Here is a 16,996-nt window from a genome sequence, read left to right as displayed (position 1 = left end):
TGCCTCATTTGCGGAAAGCCCTGCATGTCCCGGATTGCCTATGTGAACGGCGCCTATCTGCCGCAGCGCAACGCCAGCGTGAACATCGAGGACCGCGGCTACCAGTTCGGTGACGGCATCTATGAGGTGGTGCATCTGCACGCCAACCGCTTCATCGACGAGGACCGCCATTTGGACCGGCTGGAGCGCAGCCTGAAGGAAGTCGCGCTGCCCATGCCGATGCCGCGCGCGGCACTCCGCATGGTGCTGGTGGAGGTGGCGCGCCTCAACCGCGTCACCGAGGGGCTGCTCTACATGCAGGTGACGCGGGGCGTGGCCCGGCGCGACCATGCCTTCCCCACGAAGCCGGTGCCGCCGGCGCTGGTGGTCACCATCCGCCGCATCCCCCCCTATCCGCGCGATATCGCGCGCTGGACCATCAAGGCCATCACCACGCCCGACCTGCGCTGGGCGCGGCGCGACATCAAGAGCGTGAACCTGCTGCCCAATTGCCTGGCCCGCCAGGCGGCGCGCGAGCAGGGCGCGGGCGAGGCCATCCTCTACGACCCCGTGACCGGCATGGTGACCGAGGGCGCGGCCACCACCATCTGGATCGTGGATGCGGAGGGCGTGCTGCGGACCCGCCACCTCGATTCCGTGATCCTGCCCGGCTGCACCCGCGGCGCGCTGATTGCGGAGCTGGACGCGGCGCGCATCCCCTACAGCCTGGAGGAATTTCACCGCGACGCGCTGGCCACGGCGCGCGAGGTGTTCCTGACCTCCGCCACCTCCTTCGTGAAGCCCATCGTGGCCGTGGATGGCGTGGCGGTGGGCGATGGCACGCCGGGGCCGATGACGCGGCGCCTCTTCGATCTCTTCGCGCGCCACGTCCACCAGCAGGCGGGCAATGCGGCATGAGGCCGCGCGCGCTGCTGTTCGACTGGGACAACACGCTGGTGGATGGCTGGGCCGCGATCCAATACGCGCTCAACACGACCTTCGCCGCCTTCGGCAAGCCCGCCTGGTCGCGCGAGGAGGTTCTGGCGAATGTCCGCAAATCCCTGCGTGACTCTTTCCCCATCCATTTCGGGGATGAGTGGGAGCGCGCGCGGGACATCTTCTACGACGCGATCCACGCCACGCACCTCGACGCGGTGCGGCCGTTGCCGGGTACGGCGGTGATGCTGGAAGCGGCCGCATCCTGGCCGCTGGGTGTCGTTTCCAACAAGCAGGGCGCGTTGCTGCGCGAGGAGGCCGCGCATCTCGGCCTTGCCCAGCATTTCAAGGTGCTTGTGGGCGCCGGCGACGCGGTGGCGGACAAGCCCAGCGCGGCACCTTTGCTGATGGCGCTGCGTGCGCTCGACCTGCCGCCCGGCCCTGACATCTGGTATGTCGGAGACACCGCGATCGACATGGAGGCGGCGCGCGCGGCGGGCTGCCGCGCGGTGTTGCTCGGTGATGCGGCACATGACGGCGGCGTCACGCATTGTGCCCCAGATATGGCATTTGCGGATGGCGCTGCGCTGGCCGTGCATCTCTCAGCCCTGGACAAGCCCGCCGCAACCCGCGAGACTCAGCCCGGTTGAGCGACGAGCGGGCCTGCCCGCCATGAAGAAGAGGAAGGAGGCCACCATGGCCGAGAAGTCCCAGAACGTGCAGGACGTGTTCCTGAATCACGTGCGGAAGAGCAAGACGCCGGTGACGGTCTTCCTCGTGAACGGCGTGAAGCTCCAGGGCATCATCACCTGGTTCGACAATTTCTCCGTCCTGCTGCGGCGGGATGGGCACACGCAACTGGTCTACAAGCACGCCATCAGCACCGTGATGCCGGGCGCGCCCATCATGCTGTTCGACCCGCAGGCGGCCGCGCAGGCCGCGCCAGCGTCCGGCGGCGCCGCGCCCGTGCGCGAGACCACATTGACCATGAACCGGGAGCCCGCCACTGCCCGCGACGAGTGAGGAGACCGCGGCGCCCCCCACCCGCGCCGCCGTCATCCTGCCCTATGGCCGCACGGCACGCGGCTCCGTCACCGAATTCGCACCGCCCGGCGCCATGCCGCGCGCGGCGGAGGCACGCCTTGCGGAGGCCGTGGGCCTCGCCGCCTCCATCGGCGTGACCATCGTCCACCAGGCCATCCATCCGCTGCGCGCCCGCCGGCCCTCCACCCTGCTGGGCGAGGGCCAGGTCGAGATGGTGCGCGCCGCGCTGGAGGAGCAGGAGGCCGGCCTCGTCGTCGTGGACGCGGCACTCACGCCCGTGCAGCAGCGCAACCTGGAACGCGCCTGGAAGGCCAAGGTCATTGATCGCACCGGCCTGATCCTGGAAATCTTCGGCGAGCGTGCCCGCACGCGCGAAGGCAGCCTGCAGGTCGAGCTCGCGCATCTGGAATACCAGCGCACGCGCCTCGTGCGGTCCTGGACCCACCTGGAGCGCCAGCGCGGCGGCTTCGGCTTCCTGGGCGGCCCCGGCGAGAGCCAGATCGAGATTGACCGCCGCCTGATCGGCGAGCGCATCGTGCGCCTCAAGAAGGAGCTGGAGCAGGTGCGCCGCACCCGCGGCCTGCACCGCAAGTCACGTGAGCGCGTGCCTTATCCCGTCATCGCGCTGGTGGGCTACACCAATGCCGGCAAGTCCACGCTGTTCAACGCGCTGACCGGTGCGGGGGTGATGGCGCAGGACCAGCTCTTCGCCACGCTCGACCCCACCATGCGGCAGATCACGCTGCCATCGGGCCGGCCGGCCATCCTGTCGGACACGGTGGGCTTCATCAGCGAATTGCCGACGCAGCTCGTCGAGGCCTTCCGCGCCACGCTGGAGGAGGTCGCCTCGGCTGACATCATCCTGCATGTGCGCGACGTGGCGCACCCCGACAGCGCGGCCCAGCGCGCCGATGTCCATGCCGTGCTGGATGGCATGGCCGACGGCGAGCACCCGTCCATGGGCGATGACTGGCGCGGGCGCACCATCGAGGTGCTGAACAAGGCCGACCTGCTGGGCGGGCCCGAAGCCGTGGCCGCGCGCATCGAGGGTGGGCTGGCCGTCTCGGCCCTGACGGGCGAGGGGCTGGACCAGCTTCGCGCGACGCTCGACGAACGCCTCTCCGCCGGCATGGTGACGGCGGAGCTGACGCTGGCGCCCTCCGATGGCGCGCGCCTGGCCTGGCTCTACCGTCATGGCGAGGTGCTGGAGCGGGTGGAGGAGGAGCGCGCGGTGCGCCTGACCGTCCGTCTCTCGCCCGCCGACCGCGCGCGTTTCGGGCAGCTTCCATGAGAATTTCCGCGACCGCGGCGCGGGAGGTGGCGCAGCTTCTGCGGACCGCCGCGTGCGCCGAGATCCTGCCGCGCTTCCGCCGTCTCGCCTCGGGCGATGTACGGACCAAATCCGGCCCGCTCGACCTCGTCACCGAGGCCGATGAGGCGGCCGAACGCCATATCGAGGCCGGGCTGCGCCGCCTCTTCCCCGAGGCCGTCATCCTGGGCGAGGAGGCGGCCGCGGCCGACCCCTCCAAGCTTGCCAACATGGCCGAGGCGCGGCTGTGCATCGTGGTGGACCCCGTGGACGGCACGGCCAATTTCGCCGCGGGCGTTCCCCTCTTCGGCGTGATGGCGGCCGCGATCTACCAGGGCGAGACCATCGCCGCCTGGATCCATGACCCCATGGGCGATGACACGCTGATCGCCCTACGGGGCGAGGGGGCCTGGGTGGAGGGGCAGGAAGGCCACCTGCATGATTGCCGGGTCTCCGCCCCCGTGCCGCTCGCGCGCATGGTGGGCGCCATTTCCTGGGGCTTCATGCCGCGCGACCGGAAGGCGGCGGTGCTGCCCAAGCTCGCGGGCTTTGCTTCGGTCATGAATTTCCGCTGCGCCGCGCATGAATACCGCCTGGTGAACACGGGCGGCGCGCATGTGCTGGTCTATAACCGGCTGCTCCCCTGGGACCATGCCGCGGGCGTGCTGATCCATGCCGAGGCCGGCGGGTATTCCGCCCAGTTCGACGGCGCGCCCTATTCCCCCCTGCGCCATACCGGCGGCATCATCTGCGCGCCCAACCAGGCCGGGTGGGAAGAAGTGCGGGCCTGGCTGCTGGGTTGAGGCTTTCCACGTTACGGTGATGGACAAGCGCGGCCCAGCGCTTATTCTGCGCCGCAACACGGCGCGAGGCGATAGAACCGGCGCCCTTGTTTTCAGGAAGGTAACAGCATGAGCGGCAGCAACGGCTCCATCACGATCACCCTGGACGGCACCAACCGGAGCACGACGCTGCCCCTGCTGTCCGGCACCGAAGGCCCGGATGTCGCGGACATCCGCAAGCTCTACGCCAATCTTGGCATCTTTACCTTCGACCCCGGCTATGGCGAGACCGCCAGCTGCGAGAGCAAGATCACCTACATCGATGGCGATGCCGGGGTGCTCATGTACCGCGGCTACCCGATCGAGCAGCTGGCCGAGCAGAGCGACTTCACCGAGGTCTGCTACCTGCTGATGAATGGCGAGCTGCCGACGGCCGCCCAGCTGAAGGAATTCAGCAATGGTGTGACCTATCACACCATGGTCCATGAGCAGATCCGTAACTTCTTCAACGGCTTCCGCCGCGATGCGCACCCCATGGCCATCCTGTGCGGGGTGGTGGGCGCGCTGGCGGCCTTCTACCACGACAACCTCGACATCAATGACCCCGAGCAGCGGCGCATCGCGGCCTTCCGCCTGATCGCGAAGGTGCCGACCATCGCGGCCATGGCCTACAAGTATTCGCTGGGCCAGCCCTTCGTGTATCCGAAGAATGCGCTGTCCAGCGGCCCGCAGGGCTATGCGCGCAACTTCCTGCACATGCTGAAGTCCGTGCCGGCCGAGGAATACGAGGTTCCCGACGTGCTGGCGAAGGCGATGGACCGCATCCTGGTCCTGCACGCGGACCATGAACAGAACGCCTCCACCTCCACCGTCCGCCTGGCCGGTTCCACGGGTGCCAACCCCTTCGCCTGCATCGCGGCGGGCATCGCGGCCCTTTGGGGCCCGGCCCATGGCGGCGCGAACGAGGCCGTGCTGAAGATGCTGGCCGAGATCGGCGATGTGAAGAACATCCCGGCCTTCATCGAGGGCGTGAAGGACAAGAACAGCGGCGTGAAGCTGATGGGCTTCGGCCACCGGGTCTACAAGAACTTCGACCCGCGCGCGAAGATCATGAAGGAAAGCTGCGACGAGGTGCTGGCGGCACTCGGCGTCGAGCACGAGCCGCTGCTGGAGATCGCGCGCGAGCTGGAGCGCATCGCGCTCAGCGACGACTACTTCATTTCGCGCAAGCTCTATCCGAACGTGGACTTCTATTCGGGCATCATCCTGAAGGCGATGGACATCCCGACCAGCATGTTCACCGTGATCTTCGCCGTCGCCCGCACCGTGGGCTGGGTGAGCCAGTGGAAGGAACTGGTGGAGGACCCGGCGCAGCGCATCGGCCGCCCGCGGCAGATCTACACCGGCGCCTCCAAGCGCGACTACAAGCCGCTCTCGGCGCGCTGAGGTCGTCATGTCCAGCTTCCAGCCCGTCATCGGGATCATCGGCGGTTCCGGCATCTATGACATTGACGGGCTGGAGGGGCGCGAGTGGAAGCGCGTCTTCACCCCCTGGGGCGAACCCTCGGACGAGATGCTCTTCGGCACGCTGGGCGGGGTGCGCTGCGTCTTCCTGCCGCGCCACGGCAAGGGGCATCCGCTACCGCCCTCCGCGCTGAACTACCGCGCGAACATTGATGCGCTGAAGCGCTCGGGCGTCACGGACGTGATCTCGCTCTCGGCCGTGGGTTCGCTGCGGGCGCAACTGCCGCCCGGGCATTTCGTGGTGGTGGACCAGTTCATTGACCGCACCTTCGCGCGGGAGAAATCCTTCTTCGGGCCGGGCTGTGTGGCGCATGTCAGCGTGGCGCACCCGACCTGCCCGCGCCTGTCCGACGCGGCCGAGGCGGCGGGGGCGGAGATCGGCCTGCCCATGACGCGGGGGGCCACCTACCTCGTCATGGAAGGCCCGCAATTCAGCACCAAGGCGGAGAGCGAACTCTACCGCGCCTGGGGCTGCGACGTGATCGGCATGACCAACATGCCCGAGGCCAAGCTCGCCCGCGAGGCGGAGCTTTGCTACGCCTCCGTCGCCATGGTGACCGATTTCGACTGCTGGCACCCCGACCATGACCATGTGACGGTGGACCAAGTGGTGAAGGTGCTGCAGGGCAATGCCGAAAAGGCGCGCGCCCTGGTCAAGGCGCTGATCCCGCGCATCGGCGCCGCGCGCGGCCCTTGCCCGGCGGGCTGTGACCGTGCCCTCGAATACGCCCTGATCACGGCGCCGGAAAAGCGCGACCCGGCGCTGCTGGCCAAGCTCGACGCCGTCGCCGGCCGGGTGCTGAACGCGGCCTGATCCGGTGCGCGCCGCCTTCGGGTTGATGTGCAAGGCGCCACGCCCTGGCGTCAGCAAGACGAGGCTAGCCGCGGTGGTGGGTGCGGCGCGCGCGGCGGCCTTGGCGCGGGCCTTCCTGCTGGACAGCGCCGATATCCTGCGCTTCCTCGCCCCGCGCTATGGCGCCACGCTCACGGCCTTCCACGCGCCCGCCGACGCCAGCGAAGAGATGGCCGCGCTGTTGCCCGGCTGGGCACTGGCGCCGCAGCCGGGTGGAGACCTCGGGGCACGGATGGGGGCGGCCTTCGACATGTTGTTCCAACCCGGCATCGGCTGCGCCCTGCTCACCGGCACCGATGCGCCGACCTTGCCGCCGGCCTTGCTGGAATTGCTGCCCGCCGCCATCGCGGGGGGCGCGGATGCCGCGCTGATCCCCGCATTGGATGGTGGCTATTGCGCCATCGCCATAGCGCGCCCGCTGCCCGCGCTGCTGGAGGGCATGCCCTGGAGCGCGCCTGGCCTGCTCGACGCCACCCGCGCCCGGGCGGCGGCGGAGGGGCTGCGCCTCGACGTGCTCCAGCCCTGGCATGACGTGGATGGCGCCGAGGATCTGGAACTGCTGCGCCTCAGCCTCGCCGCCGCGCAGCCGCCCGGCTGTTCGCCTTTGCCGCCCTATCGCGCCAACCACAGCCGGGTGGCGCTGGAAGCGCCCTGATCAGGCCTTGGCCGACGCGCCCCGGCACATGCGGCCTTCCTTCGCCGCGCGACGCAGCGCGCACAACCCGACCACGCCCGCCGTGCCGGCGACGGCGCCCAGGGTGAAGGCCCCGCGCACCGCCATCTTCGTCAGGACCACCTGCGCGCAAAGCAGCTTCAGGACCATCTTCGCCTCCTCTCGGAAGGCCTGGAGATGGGCCTGAAGCCGCGAAGCCGCAAGCGTCATCCCCGCAACCGTTACCCTCGAACGAGCGGGCAGCCGCCGTCGGCGAGGGGGCGGAAGGCCTCCTCGGCCGGGACGGTCGCGCGCAGCTTGTAGAAATCCCACATGCCGCGGCTCTCGGCGGGGGACTTCACCTCGAAGAGATAGGCGGGGTGGATCTTGCGGCCATCCTCGCGCACGCGGCCGGGGCCGAAGGCGTCGTCATCGGTCGGCATGCGCTTCATCACGTTGATGACCTCGATGCCCGAGGCCTTGGCGCGTGCCACGCCCACCTCGGCCACCGCCTTGAGGTAGTGGATCGCGCAGGAATAGGTGCCGGCGTGTTCCTGGCTGGGCATGTTGTCCGGCGTGCGGCGCAGGATGCGCTGCGCGAGGCCGCGCGTGCGGTCGTTCAGGTCGTGGTAGAAGACCTCGCTCATCACCATGCCCTGGGCGGATTCCAGGCCGATGGTGCGGATGTCCTGCACGAACATGATCATGCCGGCCAATTGCTGGCCGCGCCGCGTCAGCCCGAACTCATGCGCCTGCTTCACGCAGTTCTGCATGTCGCCGGCGGCCATGGCGAGGCCCACCACCTTCGCGCGGCTGGCCTGGGCCTGGAGCAGGAAGCTGCTGAAGTCGGTCGTGCCGGGGAAGGGGTAGCGTGCGCTGCCCATCACCCGCCCGCCAGCCCGCGTCACGAACTGCCCCGCGTCGCGCTCCAGCTGGTGGCCAAAGGCGTAGTCGGCCGTGATGAAATACCAGCTGTCCCCGCCCGAGCGCACCGTGGCCCCGCCGACCACATTGGCGAACATCCAGGTGTCATAGGTCCATTGCAGGGTGTGGGTGCTGCATTGCGGGCCGGTCAGTGCGGAGGAGGCGGCACCCGAGGCGAGCTGCACCTTGTCCCGCTCGCGCACCAGATTGGCGACGGCGAGCGCGATGGCGGAGTTGTTCACCTCGCAGATCATGTCCACGCCCTGGGTGTCGATCCAGCGCCGCGCCAGCGCCAGGGCGGCATCGGGGCGGTTGAGGTGGTCGCCCTGGATGACCTCGACGTTGATGCCGCGCTGCGCCACGCCGAGATCCTCGATGGCCTGCTGCACGGCGGCGACGGAGGTGGGCCCGGAGGTGTCGCGGTAGGGGCCCGAGAAATCGGCCAGCACACCGATGCGGATGGTGTTGTCGCGGCTCTGGGCGCGGCCCGCGACAGGAAGGGCGGCGACGCCCAGCGCGCCGCCCATTGCGGTGCGGCGGGTGATGCTTGTCATTGTTCGTTTCCTCGGCACTAGTGGCCAAGGGATGCTGCGCGGCGCCGCGACGCCGCGCAAGGGGAGGCTTTGAGGCCGCTTGAAAACGCTGGCGGGTCGGCTGCGCGGATCTTTTCCGTCCCCGATGCGTTGCCGGCCTTGCCGATGCTGCCAGCATCGGCCGCGCCCGGCGCCTTTCAGGGACGAAAAATCCCTCGCGCATCCTCCGCCGCCAGCATTCCCAAACGGCCTCTCACCGAAACACGAGGTGCGGCAGGAACAGCACCAGCGTCGGCACATAGGTGATGACCATGAGGCAAGCGAAGACCACGCCGATGAACACCACCAGGTAGCGCATCATCTGGTCCACCCCGCAGCCGGCCACCTGGGCGGCGGCGAAGAGGTTCACGCCGAAGGGCGGGGTGATCATGCCCAAGGCGAGGTTCACCACCATGATGGTGCCGAAATGCACCGCATCCACGCCGAGCCGCCCCGCCGCCTCCTGCAGGATGGGGGCGAGCACGATGATGGAGGCCGAGGTCTCCACGAACATCCCCACCAGGAACAGGAACAGGTTCACCACCAGCAGGAACAGCGCCGGGCTGTCGAATGAGGTGGCGAGCCAGGCCGCCGCCGCGTCCGGCACGCCCTGGCGGTTCAGCAGCCAGGAGAACAGCCCCGCGCAGGCGATGATGAACAGGATCACCGCCGAGGTGATGACGCTCTTGCGGAAGATGGGAAACAGGTCCGGCAGGCGGATTTCGCGGTGGATCACCACGCCCACGATGAGCGCGTAGACCACCGCGATGACCGAGGCCTCGGTCGGCGTGGTGATGCCGCCATAGATGCCGCCCAGCACCACCACGGGCATCATCAGCGCCCAGCCGGCCTGGCGCGTGGCGGTGAGGAAGGGCAGGCGGCCCTCGCCATCCTGCTTGCCCCAGCCCTTGATGCGGCACCAGACCAGCACCGTGGCGATGAGCGCGCCCGCGATCAGGATGCCAGGGCCGATGCCCGCGATGAACATCTCGGGGATCGAGGTCTGGGTGGTGACGCCATAGAGGATCATGGGAATGGAGGGTGGGATGACCACGCCCAGCTCCGCCGCCGTGGCCTGCAGCGCCGCCGCGAAGCCCACCGGATAGCCCGCCCGCACCAGCGCCGGGATCATGATGGCGCCGATGGCGAAGGTGGTGGCGACCGAGGAACCGCTGATGGCCGCGAAGATCATGCAGGTGACGACGCAGGTCGCCGGCAGCCCGCCCTGGATGCCGCCCACGATGGAGCGCGCGAATTCCACGAGGCGGCGGGAAATGCCACCCATCTCCATCAGCGCACCGGCCAGGATGAAGAAGGGGATGGCCGCCAGCGGGAACTTGTCGAGCGCCACGAACAACTGCTGCGCCGCCACGATCAGCGGGAAGGAGGTAAAGCCCGCGATCCCCACCACGGCCGATATGCCGATGGCCACCGCCACCGGCACGGCGGCGGCGAAGAGCACCAGCATCACGGTCAGCATCATGCCGCTCATAGGGCGGTCTCCAGCTCGTCGGTGGGCTTTCGGTCGAGGAAATGGGCGATGGCGCCGATCATGGCGAAGCAGGCCCCGATGGGGATGGCGGCATAGCCCCAGGACATCGAGACCTCCAGCCCTGCCATCTCCTGGAACTTCACCCGTTCGGCCATCATCCAGCCGAACCAGAACATGACGCCGAGAAGCGAGAGGATGGCGGCCAGCGAGGCAGCCTCCAGCGCGCGCTGCACATTGCCGCGGGTGAGGCGGCGGGCCACGTCAATGGACACCAGCGCCCCGGCGCGCAGCGCCACCGCGACGCCGATGAACGCGACCCAGACGATGGCGGTGCGGACCAGCGCCTCGGACCAGACCGAGGGGGTCTCGGTCGCGAAGCGCGCCACCACCTGCCAGGCGCCGGCGGCCACGGCCACCGCCATGGCGAGGGTGGCGAGGATGGCCGCGGCCCCGCTGGTGAGGCGATCCACCGCCAGGAAGGCGCGGCGCACCTGCCCCCGCGCGCCCGCCTCGCCCGAGCCCGCCCAGAGGGCCAGCGCCACGGCCAGGACCGTGGCCACGCCCATGATCTGGAGCGGCAGGACATTCATCGCATTCATGAAAAACCCCCGGCGGGCAGACGAAGGGGGCGCGGCGGAACCGCGCCCCCGGACAAGAAGGCTTTACCCAGGCTCAGTTCGGGCGCCAGTCGCGGATGCGGCGCAGCAGGGCGGCGTCCAGGCTGCGCTCCCATTCGGCGAAGGCGGGGGCCAGGGCTTCCTGGAAGGCGGCCGTGTTCACCGTCGTCACCACGGTCATGCCGCGGCTGCGGAGCAGTTCCACGCCGTTCGCGTCATCCTGGGTCACGCGGTCGCGGTTGGCGCGCTGGGCGGCGCGGGCCGCGGTCATGAAATGCTCGCGGTCGGCCGGGGTCATGCGCTGCATGAGGCCCGGGTTGCAGATCATGACGGAGGGCGAATAGACGTGGTTCGTCAGCGTCATGTAGCGCTGCACCTGGTTCAGGTTGTTCGCCACGATCACCGAGATCGGGTTCTCCTGCCCATCCACCGTGCCCTGCTGCAGGGCGGGCACCAGTTCGCTGAAGGCCATGGGCGTGGGCAGGGCACCCAGCACCGTGAAGGCCCGCATATGGACCTGGTTCTCCATGGTGCGGACCTTGAGGCCGCGCAGGTCCGCCGGCGCATTCACCTCGCGACGGGAATTCGTCAGGTGGCGGAAGCCGTTTTCGGTCCAGATCACGCCGTGCAGGCCGCGCGCGCTGAAGCGGGCCAGCACCTGCTGGCCGATCTCGCTGTCCAGCACGCCGCGGGCATGGGCGGTGTCGCGGAACAGGAAGGGCACGTCGAAGATGCGGACCTCCGGCACGAAGTTGCCGACGGGACCGGTGGAGGTGAAGGTGCAGTCGATGGTGCCGATCTGCACGCTCTCGACCATCTCGCGCTCATTGTCGTTGCGCTGGGCCACCACGCGGTAGCGGCCATTGGTCAGCCGTTCAAAGACTTCCTTGATGGCGGCGGGGCCCACGCCGGTGTGGCTGTTGGCCGGAAGGGCGTGCTGGATGGTGATCTGCGTCTGGGCGATGGCGGGGCCGGCCAGGAAAGCGGCGATACCCGCCGCCAGCGCCGAACGTCGGAACATGGACATTTCGTTTTTCTCTCCCTGAGTATCAATTGCATAGGGCATGTTCCGGCCCGGTTGCAATCGGACAATCAGGCGAGGGGCGCGTGATGAAAAAGGGGGCACCGGTCGCCCGGCACCCCCTTCGATTCGCGCCCGAACCAGCGCTCAGTTCGGCTGCCAGTCCCGGATGCGGCGCAGCAGGGCCGCGTTCAGGGTGCGCTCATATTCGGCGAAGGCCGGGGCCAGGGCCTCCTGGAAGGCGGCGGTGTTCACGGTCGTCACCACCGTCATGCCGCGCCGGCGCAGCTCCTCCACGCCCGATTCCTCATCGGCCGTCACGCGCGCCCGGTTGGCGGCCACACCCGCGCGGGCCGCTTCCTGGAAGGCCGTCCGGTCGGCGGCCGACATGCGGGCCAGCATGGCCGGATTGCAGATCAGTACGGCCGGCGAATAGACGTGGCTGGTCAGCGTCAGGAAGCGCTGCACCTGGTTCAGGTTGTTGGCCACGATGACGGGGATGGGGTTCTCCTGCCCATCCACCGTGCCCTGCTGGAGCGCGGGCACCAGTTCGCTGAAGGCCATCGGCGTGGGCAGCGCGCCCAGCGTGGAGAAGGCCCGCATATGCACCTGGTTCTCCATGGTCCGCACCTTCAGCCCGCGGATATCGGCGGGGTTGTTCACTTCGCGCCGGGAATTGGTGAGGTGGCGGAAGCCGTTCTCCATCCAGGCCACGCCCGCGAGGCCCCGGGCGTTGAAGCGGGACAGCAACTCCTGGCCAATCGGCCCGTCCAGCACGCCGCGGGCATGGGCGCTGTCGCGGAACAGGAAGGGCACGTCCAGGTTGCGCGTGTCGGGCACGAAGTTGCCGACCGGGCCGGTGGAGGTGATGACGCATTCGATCGTGCCGATCTGCACGCTCTCGATCGCCTCGCGCTCATTGTCATTGCGCTGGATGACGACGCGGTAGCGGCTGCCGGCCGCGCGCTCGAAGGCCTCCTTCAAGGCGGTTGCGCCGGCGCCGTAATGGCTGTTCAGCGGCAGCGGGTGCTGGATGGTGATCTGGGTCTGGGCGGCGGCGGGGCCGGCCAGCAGGGCGGTGAGCCCGGCGGCCAGGGCGGTGCGGCGGAACATGGGCATTTCCTGATTTCTCCCTCTTCTGAGGCATGGATTAAGTAGCATCCGGTGCCTTTGCAATCGGGCCGGCAGGTGGTTGGCGCGGGCCGGTCCCGGGTTCATCCTGAGGGCCGATTCCGCTTCAGATGAGGTTCCGCCCATGCCCCTGCGTTGTGATCTGGTGATCCGGGACGCCACCGTGCTGGATGGCACCGGCGCCCCCCGCTTCACCGCCGATGTGGCGGTGGAGGGCGACCGTGTGGTGGCCGTGGGCGAACTCGGCTCGGCCTCCGGCCAGGCGGAGCTGGACGCCAAGGGCCTGGCCCTCGCCCCCGGCTTCATTGACGCCCACACCCATGACGACCGGGCCGTGCTCTGCGGCCCGAACTGTCTGCACTGCAAGTCGAGCCAGGGCGTCACCACCGTGGTGGTGGGCAATTGCGGCGTCAGCCTCGCGCCCACCCGCATGAGCAAGCGCCCCCCGCCGCCACTGGACCTGCTGGGCGATGAGAGCTGGTTCACGCTCGGCAGCTTCGGCGAATACGCGGAGGCCTTGGCCAAGAACCCGCCCGCCGTGAACACGCTGGCCTTCTGCGGCGCGCAGTCGCTCCGCGTCGAGGCCATGGAGGGCGATGTCTACCGCGCCGCGAAGGACCACGAGATCGCGCGCATGCAGGGTCGCCTTCGCGAAAGCCTGCGCCAGGGCGCCTGCGGCTTCACCACCGGCCTCTACTACGCGCCCAATGCCCAGGCGACGACCGAGGAATGCATCGCCATCGCCTCGGTGCTGGCGGAGGAGGGCGGCCTCTACGCCACCCATATGCGCGACGAGGCCGACCATGTGCTGGACAGCATCCGCGAGACGCTGCGGGTGGGGCGCGAGGCGGGGCGCGAGGGCGCGCCGCTGGAGGTCGTCATCAGCCACCACAAATGCTCGATGAGCGAGAATTTCGGTCGCTCGCGCGAGACGCTGGCCCTGATGGACACGCTGGGCCAGGACCAGCCGGTGGCCTTCGACGTCTATCCTTATCCGGCCGGCTCCACCGTGCTCATGCCCGACAAGCTGCGCCAGGATGTGAAGGTCCAGATCACCTGGTCGGTGCCGCACCCGGACCAGGCGGGGCGGGACCTCGATGACATCGCGCAGGATTGGGGCATGACGCGGCGCGCGGCGGCCGAGAAGCTCCAGCCTGCCGGCGCCATCAGCTTCATGATGGACGAGGCCGATGTGCAGCGCATCATGGCTCACCCGCGCAGCATGATCGGCAGCGATGGCATCCCGCATGACGAGAAGCCGCACCCGCGCCTCTGGGGCACCTTCCCCCGGGTGCTGGGCCGCTATGTGCGCGACTTGCAGCTGTTCAGCCTGGAAACCGCCATCCACAAGATGACGGGCCGCACCGCGCAGATCTTCGGCATACCCGACCGCGGGGTGATCCGCGCCGGCGCCTTCGCGGACCTGGTGCTGTTCGACCCGACGCGGGTGCGCGACCACGCGACCTACAAGAACCCCACCGCGCTGTCGGAAGGTGTTGTGAAGGTGTGGTGCAACGGCATCCCGACCTTCGAGGAAGGTGCGGAGACGACCACCGCCGCCGCCGGCCGCTTCCTCGGCAACCCGAGGCTGAAGGCCGCCTGATGGGCGTCGAGCCCGAGGTCACGCGCGGGCGCATGTGGCAGTCCGGTACGCTGCCCAGGGCGGGGGCGATGGCGCTGGTGCTGGCCGCCATGCTGCTGTTCCTGTCCTGGCTCTCGCCAGACCGCGCGCCGCCCACCGATGTGGACCGCTACCTCCGCCGCGGCGAGGTGGCGGGGGCGGAGGCGCTGCGCGCGGATCTGGTGCGGCTTTCCCCGGCGGGCACGGATTCCGGGCCGGCGGTGCAGCACCTCATCTCGCTCGGTTTCAACTGCGTGGCGCCCATGCTGCCCAATGGCAGCTGGACCTGCCTGCACCGCCGCCCGGCGGAAGGGCGGGTGCTGCTCAGCTTCGAGGCGCGTGTCCGCCTGGATCGCGGCAGCACTGCCGAGATCACGACCCGAATCTGGGATGAGCCGATCCGCTGACATAGCCCGCCCAGCCGGCGGCGCGCAGCTCGCAGGCCGGGCATTCGCCACAGCCATGGCCCCAGGGGTGCAGCACGTCGCGCACGCCCTTGTAGCAGGAATGGCTCTCGCGCCGGATCAGTTCCACCAGCGCTGTGCCGCCGAGGCGCTCCGCCAGCCGCCAGGTGGCTGGCTTGTCCCGCCACATCAGCGGCGTGTGCAGCACGAAGCGGGAGGCCATGCCGAGGTTGATGGCCACCTGAAGCGCCTTGATGGTGTCGTCGCGGCAATCGGGGTAGCCCGAGTAATCCGTCTCGCAGACGCCGGTGACGATGTGGCGCAGGCCCCGCCGTGTCGCCAGCGCGGCCGCGAAGGTCAGGAAGATCAGGTTGCGGCCGGGGACGAAGGTGGTGGGCAGGCCATCTTCGCGCAGCGCGATCTCGGCCTCGCGCGTCAGGGCCGTGTCCGACAGCGCGCCCAGCACGCCGAGGTCCAGCAGGTGGTCCTCGCCCAGGCGCGGGCTCGCCATGCCGTCGCGCAGCGCGCCGCGGCAATCGAGTTCCACGCGGTGGCGCTGGCCATAGTCGAAGCCCAGCGTCTCCACATGGGCGAAGCGGTCCAGCGCCCAGGCGAGGCAGGTGGCGCTGTCCTGCCCACCGGAGAACAGGACAAGCGCGGCATCGTCTCTCATGCGGGAAGCCTTTCCAGGGCCCAGGCGGCGGCCTCGGCCAGCACGGGGTCGGGGTCGCGCGCCAGTGTCTGCGCGGCGGGGCGCAGCGCCGCATCGCCGCTGTTGCCGATGGCGATGGCGACGTTGCGCAGGAAGCGGTTGCGGCCGATCCGCTTGATGGGGCTGCCCGCAAAGCGTGCGCGGAAGGCGGCATCGTCCAGTTCGGCCAGCTCGGCCAGGGGTGGGGCCACTTCGCCGCGCGGGTGCAGCGCCATCTCGGCGGCTGCGCGGGCGAATTTGTTCCAGGGGCAGGCGGCCAGGCAGTCATCGCAGCCATAGATGCGGTTGCCCATGGCAGCGCGGAATTCCTCCGGAATGGGGCCGTGGTGCTCGATGGTGAGGTAGGAGAGGCAGCGCCGCGCATCCAGCACATAGGGCGCGGGGAAGGCGGATGTCGGGCAGGCATCCAGGCAGGCGCGGCAGGTGCCGCAATGGTCGCGCTCGGGCGCCTCGGGCGGAAGGTCGAGTGTGGTGTAGATCTCGCCCAGGAACAGCCAGGACCCCCATTCGCGGCTGACCAGGTTGCTGTGCTTGCCCTGCCAGCCCAGCCCCGCCTGCTGCGCCAGTGGCTTTTCCATGACGGGGGCGGTGTCCACGAAGACCTTCAGCGGCTCGCCCTTGAAGCGCCGTGCCATCCATTGCCCAAGCGCCTTGAGGCGCTTCTTCACGACGTCGTGATAGTCGCGCCCCTGGGCGTAGCAGGAGATCGTGGCGCGGGAGGGCTGTGCGAGGCTCGCCAGCGGGTCGTAATCGGGGCCGTAATTCTGGCCGAGGCTGATGACGCTGACCGCCTCCGGCCACAGGGCCTGGGGATGGGCGCGCTGCTCCACGCGTCGCTCCATCCATTCCATGCTGCCATGATGGCCGGCGGCGAGGCTGGCATCGAGCCGCGCGCGCGCCTCCTCCGGCAAATGGGCGCGGGTGAAGCCCACCGCATCAAAGCCCAGCCGCAACGCCTCGGCGCGGATTTCCGCCGCGACGTTCATGGCCGGTCGGTGAGGATGGCGGTGGCCTCGATTTCCAGCAGCGCCTCGGGCTCCACCAGCGCCGAGACCTGCACGAAGGTCATGGCCGGGAAATGCGTGCCCATCACCTCGCGCCAGGCATCGCCCAGTGCGGGCAGGTTCGCCTGGTAGTCGCGCAGGCTCAGCACGAACCAGGTCATGCGCGCGAGGTCGGGCGCGCCGCCGCCGGCTTCGGCCAGCACGGCCAGGATGTTGGACAGGGCCTGGCGCGCCTGGTCCACGAAGCCCGTGGGGAAGCGCCCCTCGCTGTCGCAGCCCACCTGGCCGCCCAGCACCACCAGGCGGCCGCTGCCGGCCCAGCCATGGGTGTGCCCGCGCGGGCGGGGCCAGCCTTGCGGATGGAGCTTGGTGAGCGGCATGGGTGGGGCTTTCGCAGCGGTGGCGCTTCCTGTCCAGCG

General features: G+C 69.4%; 19 protein-coding genes. 10 read left to right on the top strand and 9 right to left on the bottom strand.

Going from position 1 to position 16,996, the window contains the following annotated elements:
* The first annotated feature begins 24 nt into the window (after positions 1–24).
* The 8 genes from ICW72_RS03485 (at position 25) to ICW72_RS03450 (ending at position 7,082) form a co-directional block, all read left to right on the top strand.
* Positions 25–897 carry a D-amino-acid transaminase gene (locus ICW72_RS03485; protein WP_191084955.1) on the top strand — a complete coding sequence of 291 codons (873 nt, stop codon included), beginning with the start codon at positions 25–27 and terminating at the stop codon, positions 895–897.
* On the top strand, positions 894–1,565 hold the full coding sequence (locus ICW72_RS03480) for an HAD family hydrolase (RefSeq protein WP_191084954.1): 672 nt from the start codon (positions 894–896) through the stop codon (positions 1,563–1,565). Before ICW72_RS03485 ends, ICW72_RS03480 begins: the two co-directional genes overlap by 4 nt.
* 46 nt (positions 1,566–1,611) lie before the next feature.
* Positions 1,612–1,938 carry an RNA chaperone Hfq gene (hfq, locus tag ICW72_RS03475; protein ID WP_191086103.1) on the top strand — a complete coding sequence of 109 codons (327 nt, stop codon included), beginning with the start codon at positions 1,612–1,614 and terminating at the stop codon, positions 1,936–1,938.
* A gap of 94 nt (positions 1,939–2,032) precedes the next feature.
* On the top strand, positions 2,033–3,250 hold the full coding sequence (gene hflX, locus ICW72_RS03470) for a GTPase HflX (protein WP_191084953.1): 1,218 nt from the start codon (positions 2,033–2,035) through the stop codon (positions 3,248–3,250).
* Positions 3,247–4,071, top strand: coding sequence for an inositol monophosphatase family protein (locus ICW72_RS03465; RefSeq protein ID WP_191084952.1), 825 nt, complete (start codon positions 3,247–3,249; stop codon positions 4,069–4,071). Before hflX ends, ICW72_RS03465 begins: the two co-directional genes overlap by 4 nt.
* Positions 4,072–4,179: 108 nt before the next feature.
* Positions 4,180–5,496 (top strand): citrate synthase, encoded by a 1,317-nt coding sequence (locus ICW72_RS03460; RefSeq protein WP_191084951.1) that lies wholly within the window; start codon positions 4,180–4,182, stop codon positions 5,494–5,496.
* 7 nt (positions 5,497–5,503) lie between these two features.
* On the top strand, positions 5,504–6,388 hold the full coding sequence (locus ICW72_RS03455; RefSeq protein WP_191084950.1) for an S-methyl-5'-thioadenosine phosphorylase: 885 nt from the start codon (positions 5,504–5,506) through the stop codon (positions 6,386–6,388).
* 4 nt (positions 6,389–6,392) lie between these two features.
* On the top strand, positions 6,393–7,082 hold the full coding sequence (locus ICW72_RS03450; RefSeq protein WP_191084949.1) for a TIGR04282 family arsenosugar biosynthesis glycosyltransferase: 690 nt from the start codon (positions 6,393–6,395) through the stop codon (positions 7,080–7,082).
* Here the strand turns inward: ICW72_RS03450 and ICW72_RS03445 are convergent, their stop codons facing one another.
* From ICW72_RS03445 to ICW72_RS03420, 6 genes are all read right to left on the bottom strand, one after another.
* Positions 7,083–7,250 carry a hypothetical protein gene (locus ICW72_RS03445; RefSeq protein WP_191084948.1) on the bottom strand — a complete coding sequence of 56 codons (168 nt, stop codon included), beginning with the start codon at positions 7,248–7,250 and terminating at the stop codon, positions 7,083–7,085.
* A 71-nt stretch (positions 7,251–7,321) separates the two neighbouring features.
* Positions 7,322–8,557, bottom strand: a complete 1,236-nt coding sequence (locus tag ICW72_RS03440) for an ABC transporter substrate-binding protein (RefSeq protein WP_191084947.1) — start codon at positions 8,555–8,557, stop codon at positions 7,322–7,324.
* 232 nt (positions 8,558–8,789) lie between these two features.
* Positions 8,790–10,067, bottom strand: coding sequence for a TRAP transporter large permease (locus ICW72_RS03435; protein ID WP_191084946.1), 1,278 nt, complete (start codon positions 10,065–10,067; stop codon positions 8,790–8,792).
* Positions 10,064–10,666 (bottom strand): TRAP transporter small permease, encoded by a 603-nt coding sequence (locus ICW72_RS03430; RefSeq protein WP_223880798.1) that lies wholly within the window; start codon positions 10,664–10,666, stop codon positions 10,064–10,066. The genes ICW72_RS03435 and ICW72_RS03430 overlap by 4 nt, the downstream gene beginning before the upstream one ends.
* Positions 10,667–10,739: 73 nt before the next feature.
* Positions 10,740–11,705, bottom strand: a complete 966-nt coding sequence (gene dctP, locus ICW72_RS03425; RefSeq protein ID WP_223880797.1) for a TRAP transporter substrate-binding protein DctP — start codon at positions 11,703–11,705, stop codon at positions 10,740–10,742.
* 147 nt (positions 11,706–11,852) lie between these two features.
* Positions 11,853–12,818, bottom strand: coding sequence for a DctP family TRAP transporter solute-binding subunit (locus tag ICW72_RS03420; RefSeq protein WP_223880796.1), 966 nt, complete (start codon positions 12,816–12,818; stop codon positions 11,853–11,855).
* Positions 12,819–12,960: 142 nt separating this feature from the next.
* Here ICW72_RS03420 and ICW72_RS03415 point away from each other — a divergent pair, with 142 nt between their 5' ends.
* Positions 12,961–14,439: an N-acyl-D-amino-acid deacylase family protein gene (locus ICW72_RS03415; RefSeq protein ID WP_191084943.1), complete on the top strand. Its 1,479-nt coding sequence runs from the start codon at positions 12,961–12,963 to the stop codon at positions 14,437–14,439.
* The gene (locus tag ICW72_RS03410) at positions 14,439–14,864 is read left to right on the top strand and encodes a hypothetical protein (RefSeq protein ID WP_191084942.1); all 426 of its coding nucleotides are present in this window, start codon (positions 14,439–14,441) and stop codon (positions 14,862–14,864) included. Before ICW72_RS03415 ends, ICW72_RS03410 begins: the two co-directional genes overlap by 1 nt.
* On the opposite strand, the gene queC is transcribed toward ICW72_RS03410, so the two are convergent.
* The 3 genes from queC to ICW72_RS03395 are packed head-to-tail and all read right to left on the bottom strand — an operon-like array spanning position 14,830 to position 16,957.
* Positions 14,830–15,534, bottom strand: a complete 705-nt coding sequence (queC, locus tag ICW72_RS03405; protein WP_191084941.1) for a 7-cyano-7-deazaguanine synthase QueC — start codon at positions 15,532–15,534, stop codon at positions 14,830–14,832. The genes ICW72_RS03410 and queC overlap by 35 nt on opposite strands.
* Entirely contained in the window at positions 15,531–16,559 is a 1,029-nt protein-coding gene (queG, locus tag ICW72_RS03400) for a tRNA epoxyqueuosine(34) reductase QueG (RefSeq protein WP_191084940.1), read from the bottom strand. The genes queC and queG overlap by 4 nt, the downstream gene beginning before the upstream one ends.
* Entirely contained in the window at positions 16,556–16,957 is a 402-nt protein-coding gene (locus ICW72_RS03395; protein WP_191084939.1) for a RidA family protein, read from the bottom strand. Before ICW72_RS03395 ends, queG begins: the two co-directional genes overlap by 4 nt.
* Positions 16,958–16,996 lie beyond the last annotated feature (39 nt).

Source organism: Roseococcus microcysteis (assembly GCF_014764365.1).
Classification (GTDB): domain Bacteria; phylum Pseudomonadota; class Alphaproteobacteria; order Acetobacterales; family Acetobacteraceae; genus Roseococcus; species Roseococcus microcysteis.
Note: the sequence above shows the minus strand (reverse complement) of the source record. Positions and strands in the feature narration are given on the sequence as shown.